The sequence below is a fragment of the Mesorhizobium sp. CU3 genome, assembly GCF_006442965.1.
In the GTDB taxonomy this organism is placed as follows: Bacteria; Pseudomonadota; Alphaproteobacteria; order Rhizobiales; family Rhizobiaceae; genus Mesorhizobium.
Map to the genome: position 1 here is coordinate 208,604 of NZ_VFWX01000005.1, position 16,531 is coordinate 225,134.

Annotated in this window: 14 protein-coding genes; 13 read left to right on the plus strand and 1 reads right to left on the minus strand. The window is 65.1% G+C overall.

The genetic code is table 11. The features are described 5' to 3' along the window. Window positions 1-2: 2 nt before the first annotated feature. From FJ988_RS10275 to dhaL, 5 genes are all read left to right on the plus strand, one after another. A complete protein-coding gene (locus FJ988_RS10275; protein ID WP_140817073.1) occupies window positions 3-1,337 on the plus strand; it encodes a four-carbon acid sugar kinase family protein in 1,335 nt (444 codons plus the stop codon). 55 nt (window positions 1,338-1,392) lie between these two features. Further along, the gene (locus tag FJ988_RS10280) at window positions 1,393-2,157 is read left to right on the plus strand and encodes a triose-phosphate isomerase (protein WP_140817075.1); all 765 of its coding nucleotides are present in this window, start codon (window positions 1,393-1,395) and stop codon (window positions 2,155-2,157) included. A 115-nt stretch (window positions 2,158-2,272) separates the two neighbouring features. Continuing rightward, on the plus strand, window positions 2,273-2,728 hold the full coding sequence (locus tag FJ988_RS10285) for an RpiB/LacA/LacB family sugar-phosphate isomerase (protein ID WP_140817077.1): 456 nt from the start codon (window positions 2,273-2,275) through the stop codon (window positions 2,726-2,728). Between the two features lie 110 nt (window positions 2,729-2,838). Then, the gene (locus FJ988_RS10290; protein ID WP_140817079.1) at window positions 2,839-3,846 is read left to right on the plus strand and encodes a dihydroxyacetone kinase subunit DhaK; all 1,008 of its coding nucleotides are present in this window, start codon (window positions 2,839-2,841) and stop codon (window positions 3,844-3,846) included. Between the two features lie 5 nt (window positions 3,847-3,851). Then, entirely contained in the window at window positions 3,852-4,460 is a 609-nt protein-coding gene (dhaL, locus tag FJ988_RS10295) for a dihydroxyacetone kinase subunit DhaL (protein WP_140817081.1), read from the plus strand. Window positions 4,461-4,536: 76 nt separating this feature from the next. Here the strand turns inward: dhaL and tssH are convergent, their stop codons facing one another. Further along, window positions 4,537-7,362: a type VI secretion system ATPase TssH gene (tssH, locus tag FJ988_RS10300; protein ID WP_140817083.1), complete on the minus strand. Its 2,826-nt coding sequence runs from the start codon at window positions 7,360-7,362 to the stop codon at window positions 4,537-4,539. Window positions 7,363-7,694: 332 nt separating this feature from the next. Between tssH and tssA the strand changes: the two genes are divergently transcribed. The 8 genes from tssA to tagH are packed head-to-tail and all read left to right on the plus strand — an operon-like array spanning window position 7,695 to window position 16,529. Beyond that, window positions 7,695-8,852 carry a type VI secretion system protein TssA gene (gene tssA / locus FJ988_RS10305; protein ID WP_140817085.1) on the plus strand — a complete coding sequence of 386 codons (1,158 nt, stop codon included), beginning with the start codon at window positions 7,695-7,697 and terminating at the stop codon, window positions 8,850-8,852. Window positions 8,853-8,872: 20 nt separating this feature from the next. Next, the gene (gene tssB, locus FJ988_RS10310) at window positions 8,873-9,409 is read left to right on the plus strand and encodes a type VI secretion system contractile sheath small subunit (protein WP_140817088.1); all 537 of its coding nucleotides are present in this window, start codon (window positions 8,873-8,875) and stop codon (window positions 9,407-9,409) included. Window positions 9,410-9,412: 3 nt separating this feature from the next. Further along, on the plus strand, window positions 9,413-10,918 hold the full coding sequence (tssC, locus tag FJ988_RS10315) for a type VI secretion system contractile sheath large subunit (RefSeq protein WP_140817089.1): 1,506 nt from the start codon (window positions 9,413-9,415) through the stop codon (window positions 10,916-10,918). A 43-nt stretch (window positions 10,919-10,961) separates the two neighbouring features. Continuing rightward, on the plus strand, window positions 10,962-11,438 hold the full coding sequence (locus tag FJ988_RS10320; protein ID WP_140817091.1) for an Hcp family type VI secretion system effector: 477 nt from the start codon (window positions 10,962-10,964) through the stop codon (window positions 11,436-11,438). Next, a complete protein-coding gene (tssE, locus tag FJ988_RS10325; protein ID WP_140817093.1) occupies window positions 11,425-12,177 on the plus strand; it encodes a type VI secretion system baseplate subunit TssE in 753 nt (250 codons plus the stop codon). The genes FJ988_RS10320 and tssE overlap by 14 nt, the downstream gene beginning before the upstream one ends. A gap of 1 nt (window position 12,178) precedes the next feature. Continuing rightward, window positions 12,179-14,053 (plus strand): type VI secretion system baseplate subunit TssF, encoded by a 1,875-nt coding sequence (gene tssF / locus FJ988_RS10330; RefSeq protein WP_140817095.1) that lies wholly within the window; start codon window positions 12,179-12,181, stop codon window positions 14,051-14,053. Next, window positions 14,017-15,075, plus strand: a complete 1,059-nt coding sequence (gene tssG, locus FJ988_RS10335) for a type VI secretion system baseplate subunit TssG (RefSeq protein ID WP_140817097.1) — start codon at window positions 14,017-14,019, stop codon at window positions 15,073-15,075. The genes tssF and tssG overlap by 37 nt, the downstream gene beginning before the upstream one ends. Continuing rightward, on the plus strand, window positions 15,072-16,529 hold the full coding sequence (tagH, locus tag FJ988_RS10340; RefSeq protein ID WP_140817100.1) for a type VI secretion system-associated FHA domain protein TagH: 1,458 nt from the start codon (window positions 15,072-15,074) through the stop codon (window positions 16,527-16,529). Before tssG ends, tagH begins: the two co-directional genes overlap by 4 nt. Window positions 16,530-16,531: the final 2 nt, after the last annotated feature.

Sequence of the window (16,531 nt, forward strand, 5' to 3'; positions counted from 1 at the left end):
AGATGCAGGACCTGCTCCTCAGCTATTACGGCGACGACCTCACCGGCTCGACCGACGTGATGGAGGCGCTGGAACTCGGCGGCGTGCCGACCGTGCTTTTCATGCGCAAGCCGGATGCCGGCCTGCTTCAGCGTTTCGCCCATTGCCGCGCCGTCGGGCTCGCCGGCACCAGCCGAAGCGAGTCCCCGCAATGGATGGACACGCATCTCAACGATGCTTTCGGCTGGCTGAAGGCGCTTCAAGCCCAACTCTGCCACTACAAAGTCTGCTCGACCTTCGATTCCAGCCCGACGATCGGCAGCATCGGCAGGGCGATCGAGATCGGCCGCTCCGTCTTCGCCCAGGAAAGCGTGCCGCTGGTGGTCGGCGCGCCGCAGCTCAAGCGCTACACCGCCTTCGGCCACCTCTTCGCCGCCTATCGCGACCGCTACTATCGCATCGACCGCCACCCGGTGATGAGCCGTCACCCGGCGACGCCGATGGACGAGGCCGACCTGCTCGTCCACCTGTCGCGACAGACCGGGCTTGCCTCCGGATTGCTCGATCTGGCGACGCTGCGCTCCCCCGACCGGTCGGCGACATTCGACAGGCTGGCGGCCGAGGGCGCTGCGATCGTGCTGATCGATGTCGACAGCCCCGAGACCCAGGCGCTGGCCGGCAAGGAGATCTGGCGCAGCCGCAAGCCCGGCGGCTATTTCGTCGTCGGCTCCTCCGGCATCGAATATGCACTGCTCGCCGAATGGAAAGACAGTGAGGCTTCGGACGCGAATAGCCGGTTCGAGCCTCCGGGTTCCGCCGGGCGCATCGCGGTGGTGTCGGGCAGTTGCTCGCCGACGACCGAGCGGCAGATCCGGCATGCGATGAGCGACGGTTTCGACGGCATCGAGGTCAACCCGGTCGAGCTCGTGTCGGAGCATTCCGGCAAGGCGATCGCAAAGGCGGTCGCCGCCGGCAGGGCCAGCCTCGAAGCGGGGCGAAGTGTCATCCTCTACACCGCGCTTGGGCCCACGGCCGATCGCGGCGCCGAGATCGACCGCCAGGAAGGCGCGCGTCACAAACTCGGCCGCGGCCTTGGTGAACTGCTGCGCGAACTCACCATCGCGCAGCAATTGAAGCGCGTGATCATCGCGGGCGGTGACACTTCCAGCCATGCGCTGGGACAGATGGGGGTCGATGCGCTGACGGTCAGGATGCCGCTGCCGGCGTCGCCCGGCTCGCCGCTCTGCGTCGCCCATTCCAGCTTCGGGGCGATCGACGGGCTGGAGGTCGCGCTGAAAGGCGGGCAGGTCGGGACCGACCGCTATTTCTCAGCCATCCGTGACGGTCTCAGCGGTTGACTGCGCCGTGCCGCACCCGCCCGCATTCGGCTCGCTGCCGCCAAAGGACTGATCGATGACACAGCCTCAAATCTGGATCGGCACCAGTTGGAAGATGAACAAGACGCTTGCCGAGGCGCGCGCCTTCGCCGGTGGGCTGCTTGCCGGCCCGCAAGGCGATCCGCGCATCCAGCGCTTCGTCATCCCGCCCTTCACCGCGGCCCGCGAGGTCAAGGCGATGCTTGAGGGCACATCCGTCAAGGTCGGCGCGCAGAACATGCATTGGGCCGACGAGGGCGCCTGGACCGGCGAGATCTCGCCGGTGATGTTGAGGGATTGCAACCTCGACATGGTCGAGCTCGGCCATTCCGAGCGCCGCGAGCACTTTGGCGAGACCGACGAGACGGTCGGCCGCAAGACCGAAGCCGCTGTGCGCCACGGCCTCGTTCCGCTGATCTGCATCGGCGAGACGTTTGCCGAGCGCGAGGCCGGCCGCGCCCGCGAGGTGCTCGACCGGCAGGTGCGAGGCGCTTTGTCGAAGCTTTCGGCCGCACAGAAGAGCGCGCCGATCCTGTTCGCTTACGAGCCGGTCTGGGCGATCGGGGTCAACGGCATTCCGGCGAGTTCGGACTATGCCGAGGCCCGCCAGGCGGAGATCATCGCGACTGCCGAGCACGTGCTCGGGCGTCGCATCCCCTGCCTCTATGGCGGTTCGGTCAATCCAGACAATTGCGCCGAACTCATCCAATGCCCGCACATCGACGGGTTGTTCATCGGACGCGCCGCATGGGTCGTCGAGGGCTATCTCGACATCCTGTCCAGATGCGCCGCCAAACTCTAGTGCGGTTCGCCGTTTCACGGAAACGGCGAACCGCTCTATCTACTTGTTTTGTCGCAATTTCCGGACGGAAAGCCGCTCACACTTTTCCTGGAATTGCTTTAGAAGGAGACGTTTCATGAAGCTCGCGGTAGCAGGCGACAGCGCCGGCGAAGGCCTGGCGAAAATCCTCGCCGACCACCTGAAGGACAAGCATGAGGTATCGGAAGTATCGCGCACCGAGGCTGGCCCCGATCCGTTCTACGCCAACCTTTCAGACCGGGTGGCGAGCGATCTGCTGGCCGGCAAGTATGACCGCGCCATCCTGATCTGCGGCACCGGCATCGGCGTCTGTATCTCGGCCAACAAGGTGCCCGGCATCCGTGCGGCGCTGACCCACGACACCTATTCGGCCGAGCGCGCGGCGCTGTCGAACAACGCCCAGATCATCACCATGGGCGCGCGCGTGATCGGGCCGGAGCTGGCGAAGTCGATCGCCGATGCGTTTCTGAAGGAGACATTCGATCCGCAAGGAAGATCGGCCGGCAACGTCGCCGCCATCGACCAGGTCGACGCCAAGTACAACGCCCGCTGAGCCTTCGACACTCCCCGCTTCGCGGCCTTAGCTGGACCAGGAGAACAAGGTTTCCCCGCCGCCGCGAAACGCTTTAGTCTTGCGGCTTAGGACGATGCAGGGAGATGCGAATGAGCCTGACGCAGAAGCTGATCAATGACGGCAATGCGGCGGTCGACGAAATGCTGGTCGGCATCATGGCTGCGCATCCGGACCATCTCCGCCGCCCGGACAACGCCCCGCGCGCGGTCGTCGCCAGACACGGCCCGCGACCCGGCAAGGTGGCGCTGATCATCGGCGGCGGCTCAGGCCATGAGCCGACCTTCCTGGGCTATATCGGCAGGGGCCTGGCGGATGCGGCCGCGATCGGCAACGTCTTCGCCTCGCCGCCGCCGCAGCCGGCAGTCGACGCGGCGATGGCCGCGAGCGGCGGCGCCGGCGTCCTGTTCATGTATGGCAACTATGCCGGCGACGTGATGAACTTCGACATGGCCGCCGAGTTGCTGGAGATGGAAGGCATCGAGGCACGCACGGTGCTGACCACCGACGACATCGCGTCGGCGCCGCGCGACCAAAGGCAAAAGCGACGCGGCGTGGCCGGCAACGTGTTCATCTTCAAGGCCGCGGGCGCGGCCGCCGACATGATGATGTCGCTGGACGAGGTGGAGCGGATCGCCCGCCACGCCAACGACCGCACCTTCACCATGGGGGTGGCGCTGTCGTCCTGTTCGTTGCCGCAGACGCGCAAGCCCAGCTTCGATCTTCCTGTCGGCGAGATGGAGATCGGCATGGGCATCCATGGCGAGCCCGGCGTGCGGCGCGGGCCATTGCGTCCGGCCAACGACGTCGCCGACGAAATCATGGACGCGATCCTGGCGGAAATGAAGGCGCCGGCCGGCGATCGCGTCGCGGTGCTGGTCAACTCGCTCGGCGCGACACCGCTGATGGAGCTCTACATCCTGAACGCCCGGATCGCGGAGCGCCTGAAGGCCGCCGGGCTGGTCGTCCACAAGACGCTTGTCGGCCCCTATTGCACGTCGCTCGACATGGCCGGAGCCTCGATCACCATCATGCATCTCGACGACGAACTGCAACGCATGATCGACCATCCCTGCGACTGCGCCATGTTCCGGAGCTGAACGCGATGGAGTTCTCGACCACGGATCTGAGAGCCCTTTTCGACGCATTCTCCGCGCGGATGGCGACAGAGCGCGACAGGCTCTGCGCGCTCGACGGGGTGATTGGCGACGCCGATCACGGCATCGCCATGGAACAAGGCATGAAGGCCGCGGCCGACGCGGCGCAAGCGACCGAAGGCACGCTGCAGGATGTCTTCAACGCCGCCGCCAAAGGCTTCCTCAACGCGGTCGGCGCCTCCTCGGGGCCGCTTTACGCGACCGCGCTTCTGCGCGCCGGCAAGGCGGCGGGTCCGCGCGCATCGATGCCGAGGGCCGAGTTGCGAGCCGTCATTGCGGCGATGCGCGACGGCATCGTCCAGCGCGGCAAGGCCGAACCCGGCCAGAAGACAATGCTCGATGCCTGGGGGCCGGCGGCGGACGCCGCGGTCGACGGTCGCGATGCCGATGCCATCGTCGCCGCGGCCCGGCAGGGCGCGGAAGCGACACGCGACATGGTCGCAACACTCGGCCGCGCCGCACGTCTCGGCGAGCGCTCCCTGGGCCATCCGGATCCAGGCTCGATTTCGGCCGCCATGCTGGTCGAGGAAATCTGCACTGCCATGAAAGCCGCTTGACCCCGCTGATTCCCCGCCGCGCGCCAGTCGCGCGACAGGGACAACCGGCGTATGCGGCGAGCCTCAGGGATAGATTCTACTCGAACGAGTAGGTAAATCCTTCCGGCGAGGCGCCGACGGTGACTTTCGTCATCTTCTTGCCCTCGAGCGAGCGGTTGAGCACGCCGCGGCTCAGTTCCGGCAGCAGCGTGTTGGTCAGGATGGCGTCGATCATGCGTCCGCCGGATTCGATCTCGGTGCAGCGCGCCTTGACCAGATCCATCACGCCTTCGCCGATGACCAGCTCGGCATCGTTGGTTGCCCTGAGCCGGCGCGCGATCTTGCCGAACTGATGCCCGGCGATCGCCTCGATCATCGCATCCGACAACGGATAGTAGGGGATCGTCACCACGCGACCGAGGAAAGCGGCAGGAAATACCTTTAACAGCGGCCCACGCAAGGCCGTGTCCAGATCGTCGATCCCGGTGCGCACCGTGCCGTTCTTTGTCCGGTCCATGATGACGTCGGAGCCGACATTCGAGGTGAGCAGGATCAGCGTGTTCTTGAAGTCGATGCGCCGGCCCTCGCTGTCGTCCATCATGCCCTTGTCGAAGACCTGGAAGAAGATCTCGTGCACGTCGGGATGCGCCTTCTCGACCTCGTCGAGCAGGATCACCGAATAGGGTTTCCTGCGAACCGCCTCGGTCAGGATGCCGCCCTTGCCGTAGCCGACATAGCCGGGCGGCGCGCCCTTCAGCGTCGAGACGGTGTGCGCTTCCTGGAATTCCGACATGTTGATCGAGATCAGGTTCTGTTCGCCGCCGTAAAGCGTCTCGGCCAGCGCCAGCGCGGTCTCGGTCTTGCCGACGCCGGAGGGGCCGCAAAGCAGGAACACGCCGACCGGCTTTTCGGGCGCGCCGAGGCCGGCGCGGCTGGTCTGGACGCGTTTGGCGATCATTTCCATGGCATGGTCCTGACCGACCACGCGTTCGGAAAGGGTGCCCGCAAGTTTAAGCGCCTTCTCGGTCTGGCTGGACAGCATGCGTCCGGTCGGGATGCCGGTCCAGTCCTGGACGACGGCAGCGACCGCGTTGCGGTCGACCGACGGCAGGATCAGCGGCGTCTCGCCCTGGGCCGCGGCGAGTTCCGCCATCAATTCGCGCAGCCGCGCCAGGTCGGCGGCCGCTTCGTCCGTCGGCTCGGCGGAAGCCGTTTCGGCCTTTGGCGCCTTGGCCCCCTTGGCTTTGGAATCCTTGGCTTTCCTGGTGTCGCCGGCCTTGCTTTCCGCTGGCTTTTCGGTCGGTTTCTGCTCGGGCGCCTTTGCTGTGCCCTCCGCGCCGTGTGCGTCCGCAGCGGCCTCTTCAGCCGCCTCATCGAGCGGCACGCCCTCGCCGCGCAGCTTGGCGCGCAGGTCGAGGATCTCGGCGACCAACGCCTTCTCCCGATCCCAGCGCGCCTGGGCCGCCGCGAGCGTGGTCTCGGTTTCCGCCAAGCCGGCTTCTACGCGCGCCTGCCGGTCGGCGACGTCGATGCCGATCGCCGCCTCGCGGCCGATGATGCCTTGCTCGACCTCGAACGCCTGGCGCCGGCGCAGAATGTCCTCGACTTCGGCCGGCGTCGCATGCTGCGATACGGCGACGCGGGCACAGGCGGTGTCAAGCAGGCTGACGGCCTTGTCCGGCAATTGCCGTGCCGGGATATAGCGGTGCGAAAGCGAGACCGCGGCCTCGATCGCCTCGTCCAGGATCTGCACCTTATGGTGCTGCTCCAGGACGCCGGCGACGCCGCGCAGCATCAGCACGGCCACCGCTTCGGTGGGCTCGTCGATCTTGACCACCTGGAAGCGGCGGGTCAGCGCCGGGTCCTTTTCGATGTGCTGCTTGTATTCGGCCCAGGTGGTGGCGGCGATGGTTCGCAATTCGCCACGCGCCAGCGCCGGCTTCAACAGATTGGCGGCGTCGCCGGTGCCGGCCGCGCCGCCGGCGCCGATCAGCGTGTGCGCCTCGTCGATGAACAGGATGATGGGCACTTCGGAGGCCTGGACCTCGTCAATGACGGCCTTCAGCCGCTTCTCGAACTCGCCCTTGACGCTGGCGCCCGCCTGCATCAGCCCGACATCGAGCATGCGCACGCTGACGTTTTGAAGCGTCGGCGGCACGTCTCCCTGGGCAATGCGCAGCGCAAAGCCCTCGACTGCCGCCGTCTTACCGACGCCGGCCTCGCCCGTGAGGATCGGGTTGTTTTGCCGGCGGCGCATCAGGATATCGACGATCTGCCTTATCTCCGGATCACGGCCGACGACCGGATCGATCTTGCCGTCGCGGGCGCGCTGGGTGAGGTCGGTGGCGTATTTCGCCAGCGCCGAATCCCCGCCCGGGCCGCGTTTCATCTGCGTCTCGGCGGCTGCCGCGGCAGGAGGTGAGCCGGCTTCGAGCGAGCCTTCCGTTACGTCAGCGAAGCGGGAAATGACGCCATCGGCGTCGATCTTGTCGAATTCGGCGCTGATTTTCGACACCAGGCCTTCCAGAACCGGCGTCTTCAGGCAGGCCAGCAGAATATGGCTGCTGCGCACCTCCTCCACACCGAATTCCAGCGTCGCCAGGTTCCAACCTTCCTGGATGGCGTGGAAGATGTGGTCGGAGAATTCTTCCACCGAAGTGGCGCCATAGGGCAGCTTGTCGATGGCGCGGGTCATGTCGGCCGTCAGCCGGCTGGCATCCAGCCCGGCATCGGCGATGATCATCTGCACGTCCGAACGCTCGGACAGCACCAGTTGCTGGATGAAATGGACGAGTTCGACATAGGGATTGCCGCGCAGTTTGGCGGTGTCGGCAGCGGCCTTGAAGGCGCGCACCCCCGTTGGATTCAGCTTTGCGACCAGTTCCTTGCGCTTGAAACCCTGCGACGCCCGGCGCTGTTCCATCGAACTTGCTCCCGAAATCTGCCCAACCCACCCTGCCATATAAGCGGCTGCTTGACAAAGCCGTGTGCAAAGCGGGGCTCTCGGCCCTGTCCGGGCGGCACCTCGCTGTTACACAAGCCTTGCAAACTCCGTGCAACAAACCCGGATTGCGATCCGAACTATGCGAGCCATTTCACATACCCGCTCCACCAATCGCGCAATGGGTTTCATCGAATGAACGGAAGCATTTAGCTGTCGTTAGGTTTTGAGCAAGTGCTCAATTGTCGTGAGGTGGGGCCGGTGATAACGTTACGTCACATGGGCCTCAGGGCCGCCGCCGGCTGGGGGTATGTGTGATTGATCTCGCGCTCTGGCTCAATCCTTTGGACGGTGCGAATCCGTCGGGAGAGGATTTGCGCAACGACCCCGGCTTTCACGAGCTGGAGCGCCTGACGGAAGCCCAGCTCAAAGTCGCCCATGACGGCAACAAGACCGCGCAGACCACTGTCCCGGTGGACTGGGCAGCCGTGCTGGAGAAGGCAGAGGAATTGCGGTCACGCGGCCGGGATTTGCGCCTTCTGGTCATCGTCACGCGCGCACTCGCCAACGAGGATGGGCTCGCCGGCCTCGCTCAGGGACTGACGCTGATCGCCAAGACCTTCGATCAGTACTGGGACAGCATGCATCCGGCCTTGCGCACGGGCTCCACGCCTCGCGAGGCCGCTTTGCGCCGTATCAACGCGCTGCTCGATCTGCAAAACGGCCAGGAAGGCCTATTGGCTAGTTTAAGGCAAGCCGTTTTCTTCTCGCCGCGTTCGATCGGACCGATCAGTGGGCGTGACCTCGAGCAGACTGCACTCGACGAGCGCGTCATGCTGCAGGAGGCAGCCTCGGGCCTTGGCGTAGCGGAAAAGGCAGCGCTGACGAGCGCCCACAACCAGTTGGTCAACCGGGTACGCACGGGATGCGCCGCGCAGATCGACCAGGCGGCGGACGCGATGACGGCCCTGTTGGCCGATGCGCGCGCTTCTATTTCGGCGCTGGAGGCACTGGATACTGCGCTCAACGCCCGCATCGAAGGCAATGGCGCTGCCGTCCCGGAATTGAAGAAGTTCCTGCAGCGTTTGCTGACGACGCTGGAGCGGAATTCCAGCGCCGGCGCCGTGGCCAACGGTGCGGCAAAACCCGCCCCCCAGCCGGAGCAACCGGCATCGACGCCCGCCCGAAACGGTCATGGAGCCGAGACGATGGCAAGTGTGGCAAGCGCTGTGGAAGCGAGCGCCGGTCTGCCGGACCGGATCAACTCGCGCGATGAAGTCGTCAAATGCCTCGATCTCGTGGTCGCCTTCTACGACCGCACCGAACCGTCCAGCCCCATCCCGCATCTGGCGCGCCGCGTACGCCGAATGGTGCACATGGATTTTGTAGAACTGATGGAAGATCTCGCCCCGTCGGGGCTGAAGGAATTCCGGCAGCTTGCCGGTGTCCCGGATCCCAAGAAGCCGGCCTAGAAGGATGAAAGGTAACAAGCATGCCAGCAGAGAGCAAAGCGAAGGTCATTGAACGCAATCGCGCGCCACGCGTGCAGATTGCCTACGACGTCGAAACCTACGGCAGCCCGACGACGATCGAACTGCCGTTCGTCATGGCCGTCATGGCCGATCTTTCCGGCGCCTCGCAGACCAAGGAAGCGTCGAAGTCGGTGCTCGACCGCAACTTCGTCGAAACCGACGCCAACCGCTTCCCCAAATTCATGGAAGCGATGGGGCCACGCGTCAAGGCACGGGTCAAGAACACCCTGCCGCAGGCCGAGGGCCAGGAGCGCGACGAAGAGCTCGCGGTCGATCTCACCTTCTCCAAAATGGGCGATTTCGCACCGGACAAGATCGCCGAGCAAGTTCCTCAACTGGCCGAGATCCTCAAGATGCGGCGCCAGCTCGAGGAGTTGCTGGGCTTCATGGACGGCCGCGTCGACGCCGAAAAGCGCATAGCACAGCTTTTGAACAACGAGCCGCTGCTGAGCAAGATCGCCGGCCAGGCGATGGATGACGGCAAGGGCGAGGAGTAAATCATGGCCGAACAGCAAAAGACCGCAGCCGCCACCGCCGAGGCGGAAGCCATCGATCTCGGCGAATTCAGCGGCCTCCTTGAAAAGGATTTCAAGGTCAAGAAGGACGACAGCGAGAAGCTGCAGCAACTGGTGCGCAACCTGGCCTTGGCCGCGCAATCGCGCTCCGAGACGACGACCATCTCGTCCAATGCGATCAAATCGATCAAGTCGCTGATCGCCGGCATCGACAAAATGCTGACGACGCAGGTCAACGAGATCCTGCACGCGCCGGAAGTGCGCGAGATGGAAGGCACCTGGCGCGGCCTCTGGTACCTCATCAACAACACCGAGACCGACACCAAGCTGAAGATCCGGGTGATGAATATCTCCAAGGAGCAGCTGGCCGACACGCTGGAAGACTATGAAGGCCAGATGTGGGACCAGAGCCCGATCTTCAAGAAGGTCTACACGGACGAGTACTCGATGCTGGGCGGCGAGCCGATCGGCTGCATCATCGGCGCCTACGAGTTCTCCAATCATCCGCGCGATGTCGGCCTGCTGCGTAACATCTCGGGCGTCTGCGCCTCGGCGCATACGCCGTTCGTCGCGGCCGCCTCGCCGCGGCTGTTCCGCATGGACAGCTGGCAGGAACTGCCCAATCCGCAGGACCTGCAGATGATCGTCAACAACCCGGCCTATGCCTCTTGGCAGTCGCTGCGCGAGAGCGAGGACGCCCGCTATATCGGGCTTACCATGCCGCGCGTTCTGGCGCGCCTGCCCTACGGCTCGGAGACCGTTCCGGTGAAGGGCTTCACCTTCGAGGAAGAGGTCGGCGGCGACCACAACAAATATGTCTGGATGAACGCCGCCTTCCCGATGGGCGTCAACATCAACCGCAGCCACAAGCTCTATGGCTGGGGCACGCAGATCCGCGGCGTCGAGAATGGCGGCACGGTGCTGAACCTGCCGGTGCACGCTTTCCCCACCGATGACGGCTCGATCGCAATGAAGTGCCCGACCGAGGTGGCCATCGACGATCGGCGCGAGGCGGAACTGGCAAAACTCGGCCTGATGCCGATCCTGCACCGCAAGAACACCGATCTCGCGGCCTTCATCGGCGCGCATTCACTGCAGGACGACGAAACACGAGCCGGCCGTCTGGTCGACCCGGACGCGCAGTCGAACGAGCGGCTTTCCGCCAACCTGCCCTACCTCTTCCCGGTGTCGCGCTTCGCGCATTACCTCAAGGCGATCGCGCGCGACAAGATCGGCTCGTTCAAGGAACGCACCGACATGGAGATCTGGTTGACCGAATGGATCAACCGGTACGTGCTGGCCAATCCGGCCTTTGCCGACGACAAGGCGCGCGCAAAGCGCCCACTTGCCGCGGCCGAGGTGCAAGTCGACAGCGTCGAGGGCCGGCCCGGTTACTACAATGCCCGTTTCTATCTACGGCCGCACTACCAGCTGGAGGGTATCAACGCCTCACTCCGGCTGGTGTCGGAACTGCCGTCGGTGAAGGGCTGAAATCGCAAAGTAATTCGTTTTTTGAAAGCGGTGGAGAAATACAATGCCTGAATCAATTGACTCGCCCTCGTTGAAAATCGACGGCTTCCTGAAAGTTCCGGACATCAAGGGCCCGAGCAAACGCGACGGCCATGAGGACGAGATCGAAATTCATGGCGTCGATTACAAGATGATCGCGCCCTACGATCCGAATTCGCTGTCGCGTCGCGGCCGCGTGTCGATGGGAATGATCAAGTTCCTCAAGCACTACGACAAGTCGTCGCCGTATCTGCAGAAGGCTTTGTTCGAGAACAAGGCCCTCAGCGAGGTGGTGTTTTCAGCACGCCGCACCATTGACGGCGAGACCAGCGATTACCTGGTCGTGACGCTCACCGACGCTTCCGTCATGGAATACGACATGCGCCAGGACGCGCACGAGGCGGACCTGATCGAAGAACAGGTCAGCTTCGCCTACAAGAAGATCAAGTTCGTCTACGATAAGAACGACGAGGCCGAAATGGACGTCTATGTCGGCAAGTGAGGTCAAGCGACCTGGCGCGAAGGCGCAGCTTGCCGGCAGTTCCCGGGCAAGGCGCGAGGCGGTCCAGCCTTCCCTCTGGGACCGCCTCGTCAACGATCTGCCCGGGCTAACGTCGGAGATCGATGGGCTGCGTCGCCTGCTGGAAGAAGAACTCGGCGCCGAACGCGTCGAGTCCTTTCTTGCAGGCAGCGCGCGCGCCATCGATGCCGATGCCGAGCTCACACCGGAGCAGAAACGACGCTTGCACCGCCTGGTCTTCCAGACCGAGCATCGTGTCGAGATCGAGAGCCGAGGCGTTGTGGTCTCGGCGCGCGTGCTTCGTGAAGCGGTGCGGCGCGACATCGAGGCCTTGTTCAATACCGAGCGTTTCGAATCCACACCGATGCTCTCCGACACGGAACATGAGCAGCCCTTGGACGAACTGCCACCGCTGGCCGATTTTCCGGAGGTGCGCCGCAGCGTGGTCAACTATGGCGTGCCCTCCTTTTCGGGCCGCTCGTCGCGGGATTTCGACCGCGATGCGCTGGCGCGCGAAATCCGGACTGTGCTTGCTACCTTCGAGCCACGCCTGAAGGAGAACGCTACAACCGTCAACGTTACGCTCGGCGACAAGAGCGGCGGCTTGAAGATCGAGATCGACGCCGTGCTGATCATGACGCCGACGCCCGAACGCATGCGGCTGCGCACCACGATCAACCTCGACAACGGCCTGGCGCGAACCGAACTCCGGGAGACCTGAGATGGATAGGGTCTTCGTGGAGTATTACGAAGAAGAACTAACCCATATCCGGGCGCTGGCAGCGGAATTCGCCGACATGCATCCGGCGGTCGCCCGCAATCTTTCCCTCGATACCGTCCCCTGTCCCGACCCTTATGTCGAGCGGCTGCTCGACGGTGTTGCCTTTCTCGCCGCTCGTACCCGCCTGAAGGTCGACGCGGAGCGCTCGCGCTTCTCGCGTGCCGTGCTCGACGTGCTTTATCCGGATCTGGTGACACCGGCGCCGGCCACGGCGATGGCGGTGCTGAAACCCGGCCAGCAGGTGCAGTCAATGATCGCCGGCCATGCGGTCGCCCGCGGCACGCGGCTGGTCTCCGGCCTGCATCCGGGACTTTCGACGCGCGCGACATTCACCACGGCGCAAGAAGTCACGCTGTGGCCGATCGCGATCACCTCGGTCAGCTATTTCCAGGATCGCAGCGCGCTCGCCGCCGCCGGCATCGCGCCGGTCAGCGGCGCGCGCGGAGAGGCGGCGTTCCGCATCGCGCTCGCCCGAACCGGAAAAGGCAAGCTCAGCGAATTATCGCTCGACCGCCTCGACCTCTATTTCGCCGGGCGCGCAAAGGCGCCGCTCATTTTCGATGCGATATTCGGCGCCTGCTCGGCTGTCGGCGCGCGCGCGGAAGGCAAGACCAACCCGCTCACCGCACTGCCCGAGCCCGCAATGATCGGCATCAGCGACGACGAAGCCCTGATGCCGCGCACCCGGCCGACTTTCGAGGGATACCGGCTGCTCCGCGAATATTTCATGATCCCCGAGCGCTTCCACTATGTACGGGTCGCCGGCCTGCAACCGGTGGTGCGCAAGTGCGACGGAGGCATCGAGATCATCTTCCTGTTTCGGCGTCCGGTGCCGGAGCTCGCGGATGTGACGGTGGCCGATTTCGAGTTGTTCGTGACGCCGGTGATCAATCTTTTCGAACGCGAGTGCAACGTCATCGAGATCGATCCGCGCAAGACGCGGCAGGTGCTGCATGCCGATCGTACACGAGCGCGCGACTTCGAGATTTTCCGAGTCACCCGGGTGGAAGACGCCGACGCGGAGGGCAGCGAGGCGACAATCCCCGAATTGTTCAGCCTTGGGCAGAACCGCGGCAGCGGCTGGGTCTATTCCACGGAGCGGCGGCCGCGCCGGGCGACGGAAGACGAGCGGCGCGACGGTCTGACCCGCACCTCCTATACCGGCGACGACGTCTTCATCGCCATCTCGCGCCCGGCGGGAAGCGTGCCAAACCGGCAGTTGAAGCGGCTCGATATCATGGCGCTCTGTACCAACCGCGACCTGCCGATCCTGGACGACACGCCGACGCTAACGCTGGAGACGGCCGATCCGGTGGAGGCGGTGCGCCTGCTCGGCGCGCTGAGGCCGCCGCAGCCGGCGATCCCGGCAGCCCTGCCGGCCGGCGCCGAAGGCGAATCGCGCGCCGACAATCTCGCCTGGCGGCTGGTGGCGCAGCTTTCGCTCAATTTCCTGAGCCTCGCGAAAGAAGGCCGCGGCGTCGATCCGCTGCACGCCCTGCTCGATCTCTATGCCGACCGGGGCGATCCGAGCCTTGCGCGCAACGTGCATTCGATCACGCGCATCGATTCACGCCCGGTGATCGAGCGGCTGCAGATCGACGGGCCGATGTGTTTCGGACGGGGCACCGAAGTGACGCTGCATGTCGACCAGTCGGTGCTAGCGGGGCAGAGTTCGCTGCTGCTTTCGGCCCTGCTGGCGCGGCTGTTTGCCCGCCATGCGGGTATAAATGGTTTCGTGCGGACGCGTACGCGGCTGCTGCAGAAGCAGGAGGATGTGCCATGGCCGATGACGCCCGGCAATCGCTACCTGATCTAGCGGCGCCCGCGGCCGACACGCTGTCGGAAGGGTACGACTTCTTCGAGCTGCTGCGGCGCCTGGAGCAGCGGCGTGGATTGTTCGGCCATTCCGGCACGGCGGACCGCGAGCCGGCCAGGATCGGCCAGCATGTGCGCCTCAGCTTCTCGGCCCGGGACGTCGTCAAGTTCCAGGACGCCGGAGACAAGGGCCCGGCGCGGGTGACCGTCGCCAATCTCGGGCTGCTCGGGCCGGAAGGACCGATGCCGCTGCATCTGACGCGCTGGGTGCTCGACCGGCTGTCGCAGCGCTGGTTCACAGGCGCCGATGCCGAGCAGACCAGCGACACGACCTTCGTCGATTTCGTCAACATCCTGCAGCACCGCATGATCGCGCTCTATTACCGCGCCTGGGCGGATGCGCATCCGGCGGTGCAGGTGGAACGCTCGGTCGGCGGGCGCGTGCGCGCCATGCTGGAAGCCATGTCCGGGATCGGACTGCCGGGCACGCAGGATCCCGAACTCGACACGGTGCGGTTGCGCCAGGCCGGATCGCTCGCCAGCCAGGTCGACGGCGCCGAGCGGCTGACGCTGTTTCTCGCCACGGCGTTCAAGGTTCCGGTGCAGATCAAGGAATTCGTCGCCGCCTGGATCACCATACCGGCGGCGTTGCAGAGCCGCGTCGGCAAGGCCTATGCGACGCTCGGAAAGGGGGCGACGATCGGCCCGCGCGTCTTCAGCCGCCAAAGCAGGATCGAACTGCGCGTCGGTCCGCTCAGCCTCGACGACTTCAAGTCGTTCCTGCCCGGCGAGCGGCGCCTTGGCCTGTTCAAGAAGGCGGTGTGCGACATGATCGGCGAGGCGCTCGACGTCGATCTCAGGATCGTGCTCGCGCGCGACGCCGTGCCGCCGCCAAAAATGGGAAGCATCCAACTCGGCCGCACCTCGTGGCTTTCGCGCCCGGCTGAAAAGGGCGACGCCGACGATCTGAGATTGCGCACCATCGTCGGCTGGCGGCCCGAGATGGCGGAGGCGGCCGCATGAGCCTGCTTCTGACCCTCGAACAAGGTCCGCGCTCGCAGGCGGTCAGGCAGACCCGACTGGACGAGGGCGAACTGGTGATCGGCCGCAGCGCCGATGCCGGCTGGCAGATCGACGATCCGGACATGTTCGTCTCGCGCGCGCATTGCAAGATCAGCGGCGGCCGGGACGGCTATTTCGTCACCGACACATCGAGCAGCGGATTGTTCGTCGACAACTCCGACAGCCCGCTCGGACCCGGCCGCTCAACGCGGCTGCAGAGCGGGATGCGACTGCGCTTGGGTGACTATGTGATTTATGTCGAGGTTCAATCCAAGGGCAGCCAGACGTCGATCGGCCAGGCGCCGGTCGCCAGCCATTCGGCGCCTGCCTGGACATCGCCACAACCGCGGACGCCCCAAAGTATCGGCGGCGACGATTTCTTCTCGGCCAAGGTCGATGAAGAACCACGGCCGCCACGCCCAGCGGATCTGCCGAACCCGTTCGAGCAGCCTGTTGCCAACGCCTATGATCGCGCCGCGGTCCAGCGCAGTTCGCCTGCCTTCGACGACCCTTTCAGCCTCGATCCGGTGGCAACGCCGCAAGAGAGCCATGCCCCCGCATCGGGTCAGTCGGACCCGTTCGGGTTCGGCGACATGCCTGCGCGCAACGATGCGCCCTCGCCTGCGGCAAAGCCGGCCGGCTTCGATGATGATTTCAGCTTCGGGCCTGCCGCGACGCCTGCTCCCGCCAATGGCGCCGCTCCGGCCGAGCGTGTGCAGCATCAGCCGGAAAAGCCACGAGCCGCGCAGCCTTGGGAGATACCGGCGCAGGCGGCCGAACCGGCGCCGGCGCCACGCCCGATCCCGGTGCCCAAGCCGGCCCGGCCGGCGCCGGCCGCGCCCAGCGACATGGCGCTTCGCGCCGCGTTCCTGCGCGGCATGGGCGTCGAGGAGGCCGATTTTCCCGGCCGCGATGCGATCACCGAAATGGAAAAGTTCGGCCGCGAATACCGGCTGATGCTGGACGGGTTGATGCAGCTGCTGCGCAAGCGGGCCGAAGAAAAAGGCAGCGCGCGCGTTGCGCAAACTGTGGTCGGGTCTTCGGAAGTCAACCCGCTGAAATTCCTCCCGACGGTGGAGGATGTGATCGTCACCATCATCGCGGAACGCAGCCCGGGCTTTCTCTCCGGCGAGGCGGCGATCGGCGATGCGGTCAAGGACCTTGCGCAGCACCATGTGCGCGCCTGGCGCGGCGTGCAGGCCGCGCTCCGGCGCATGATCGACCGCTTCGATCCGGCCGCGATCGAGGAAGAGCTAAAATCCAATTCCGCGATCGGCAATCTGCTTTCCGGCGGGCGCAACGCCAAGCTGTGGGAGCTCTACCAGAAACGCCATCGCGACATCGCCCAGAGTGCGGAATCAAGCTTCCTGGGCGAGATAGGCGCAGACTTCAGGGATGCTTACGAAGAGGAGTAGGA

What these genes read in the sequence shown, in the direction of transcription:
- FJ988_RS10275 (WP_140817073.1), top strand. Translation starts at nt 3, where the DNA reads ATGCAGGACCTGCTCCTCAGCTATTACGGCGACGACCTCACCGGCTCG.
- FJ988_RS10280 (WP_140817075.1), top strand. Translation starts at nt 1,393, where the DNA reads ATGACACAGCCTCAAATCTGGATCGGCACCAGTTGGAAGATGAACAAG.
- FJ988_RS10285 (WP_140817077.1), top strand. Translation starts at nt 2,273, where the DNA reads ATGAAGCTCGCGGTAGCAGGCGACAGCGCCGGCGAAGGCCTGGCGAAA.
- FJ988_RS10290 (WP_140817079.1), top strand. Translation starts at nt 2,839, where the DNA reads ATGAGCCTGACGCAGAAGCTGATCAATGACGGCAATGCGGCGGTCGAC.
- dhaL (WP_140817081.1), top strand. Translation starts at nt 3,852, where the DNA reads ATGGAGTTCTCGACCACGGATCTGAGAGCCCTTTTCGACGCATTCTCC.
- tssH (WP_140817083.1), bottom strand. Translation starts at nt 7,362, where the DNA reads ATGGAACAGCGCCGGGCGTCGCAGGGTTTCAAGCGCAAGGAACTGGTC.
- tssB (WP_140817088.1), top strand. Translation starts at nt 8,873, where the DNA reads ATGCCAGCAGAGAGCAAAGCGAAGGTCATTGAACGCAATCGCGCGCCA.
- tssC (WP_140817089.1), top strand. Translation starts at nt 9,413, where the DNA reads ATGGCCGAACAGCAAAAGACCGCAGCCGCCACCGCCGAGGCGGAAGCC.
- FJ988_RS10320 (WP_140817091.1), top strand. Translation starts at nt 10,962, where the DNA reads ATGCCTGAATCAATTGACTCGCCCTCGTTGAAAATCGACGGCTTCCTG.
- tssE (WP_140817093.1), top strand. Translation starts at nt 11,425, where the DNA reads ATGTCGGCAAGTGAGGTCAAGCGACCTGGCGCGAAGGCGCAGCTTGCC.
- tssF (WP_140817095.1), top strand. Translation starts at nt 12,179, where the DNA reads ATGGATAGGGTCTTCGTGGAGTATTACGAAGAAGAACTAACCCATATC.
- tssG (WP_140817097.1), top strand. Translation starts at nt 14,017, where the DNA reads ATGGCCGATGACGCCCGGCAATCGCTACCTGATCTAGCGGCGCCCGCG.
- tagH (WP_140817100.1), top strand. Translation starts at nt 15,072, where the DNA reads ATGAGCCTGCTTCTGACCCTCGAACAAGGTCCGCGCTCGCAGGCGGTC.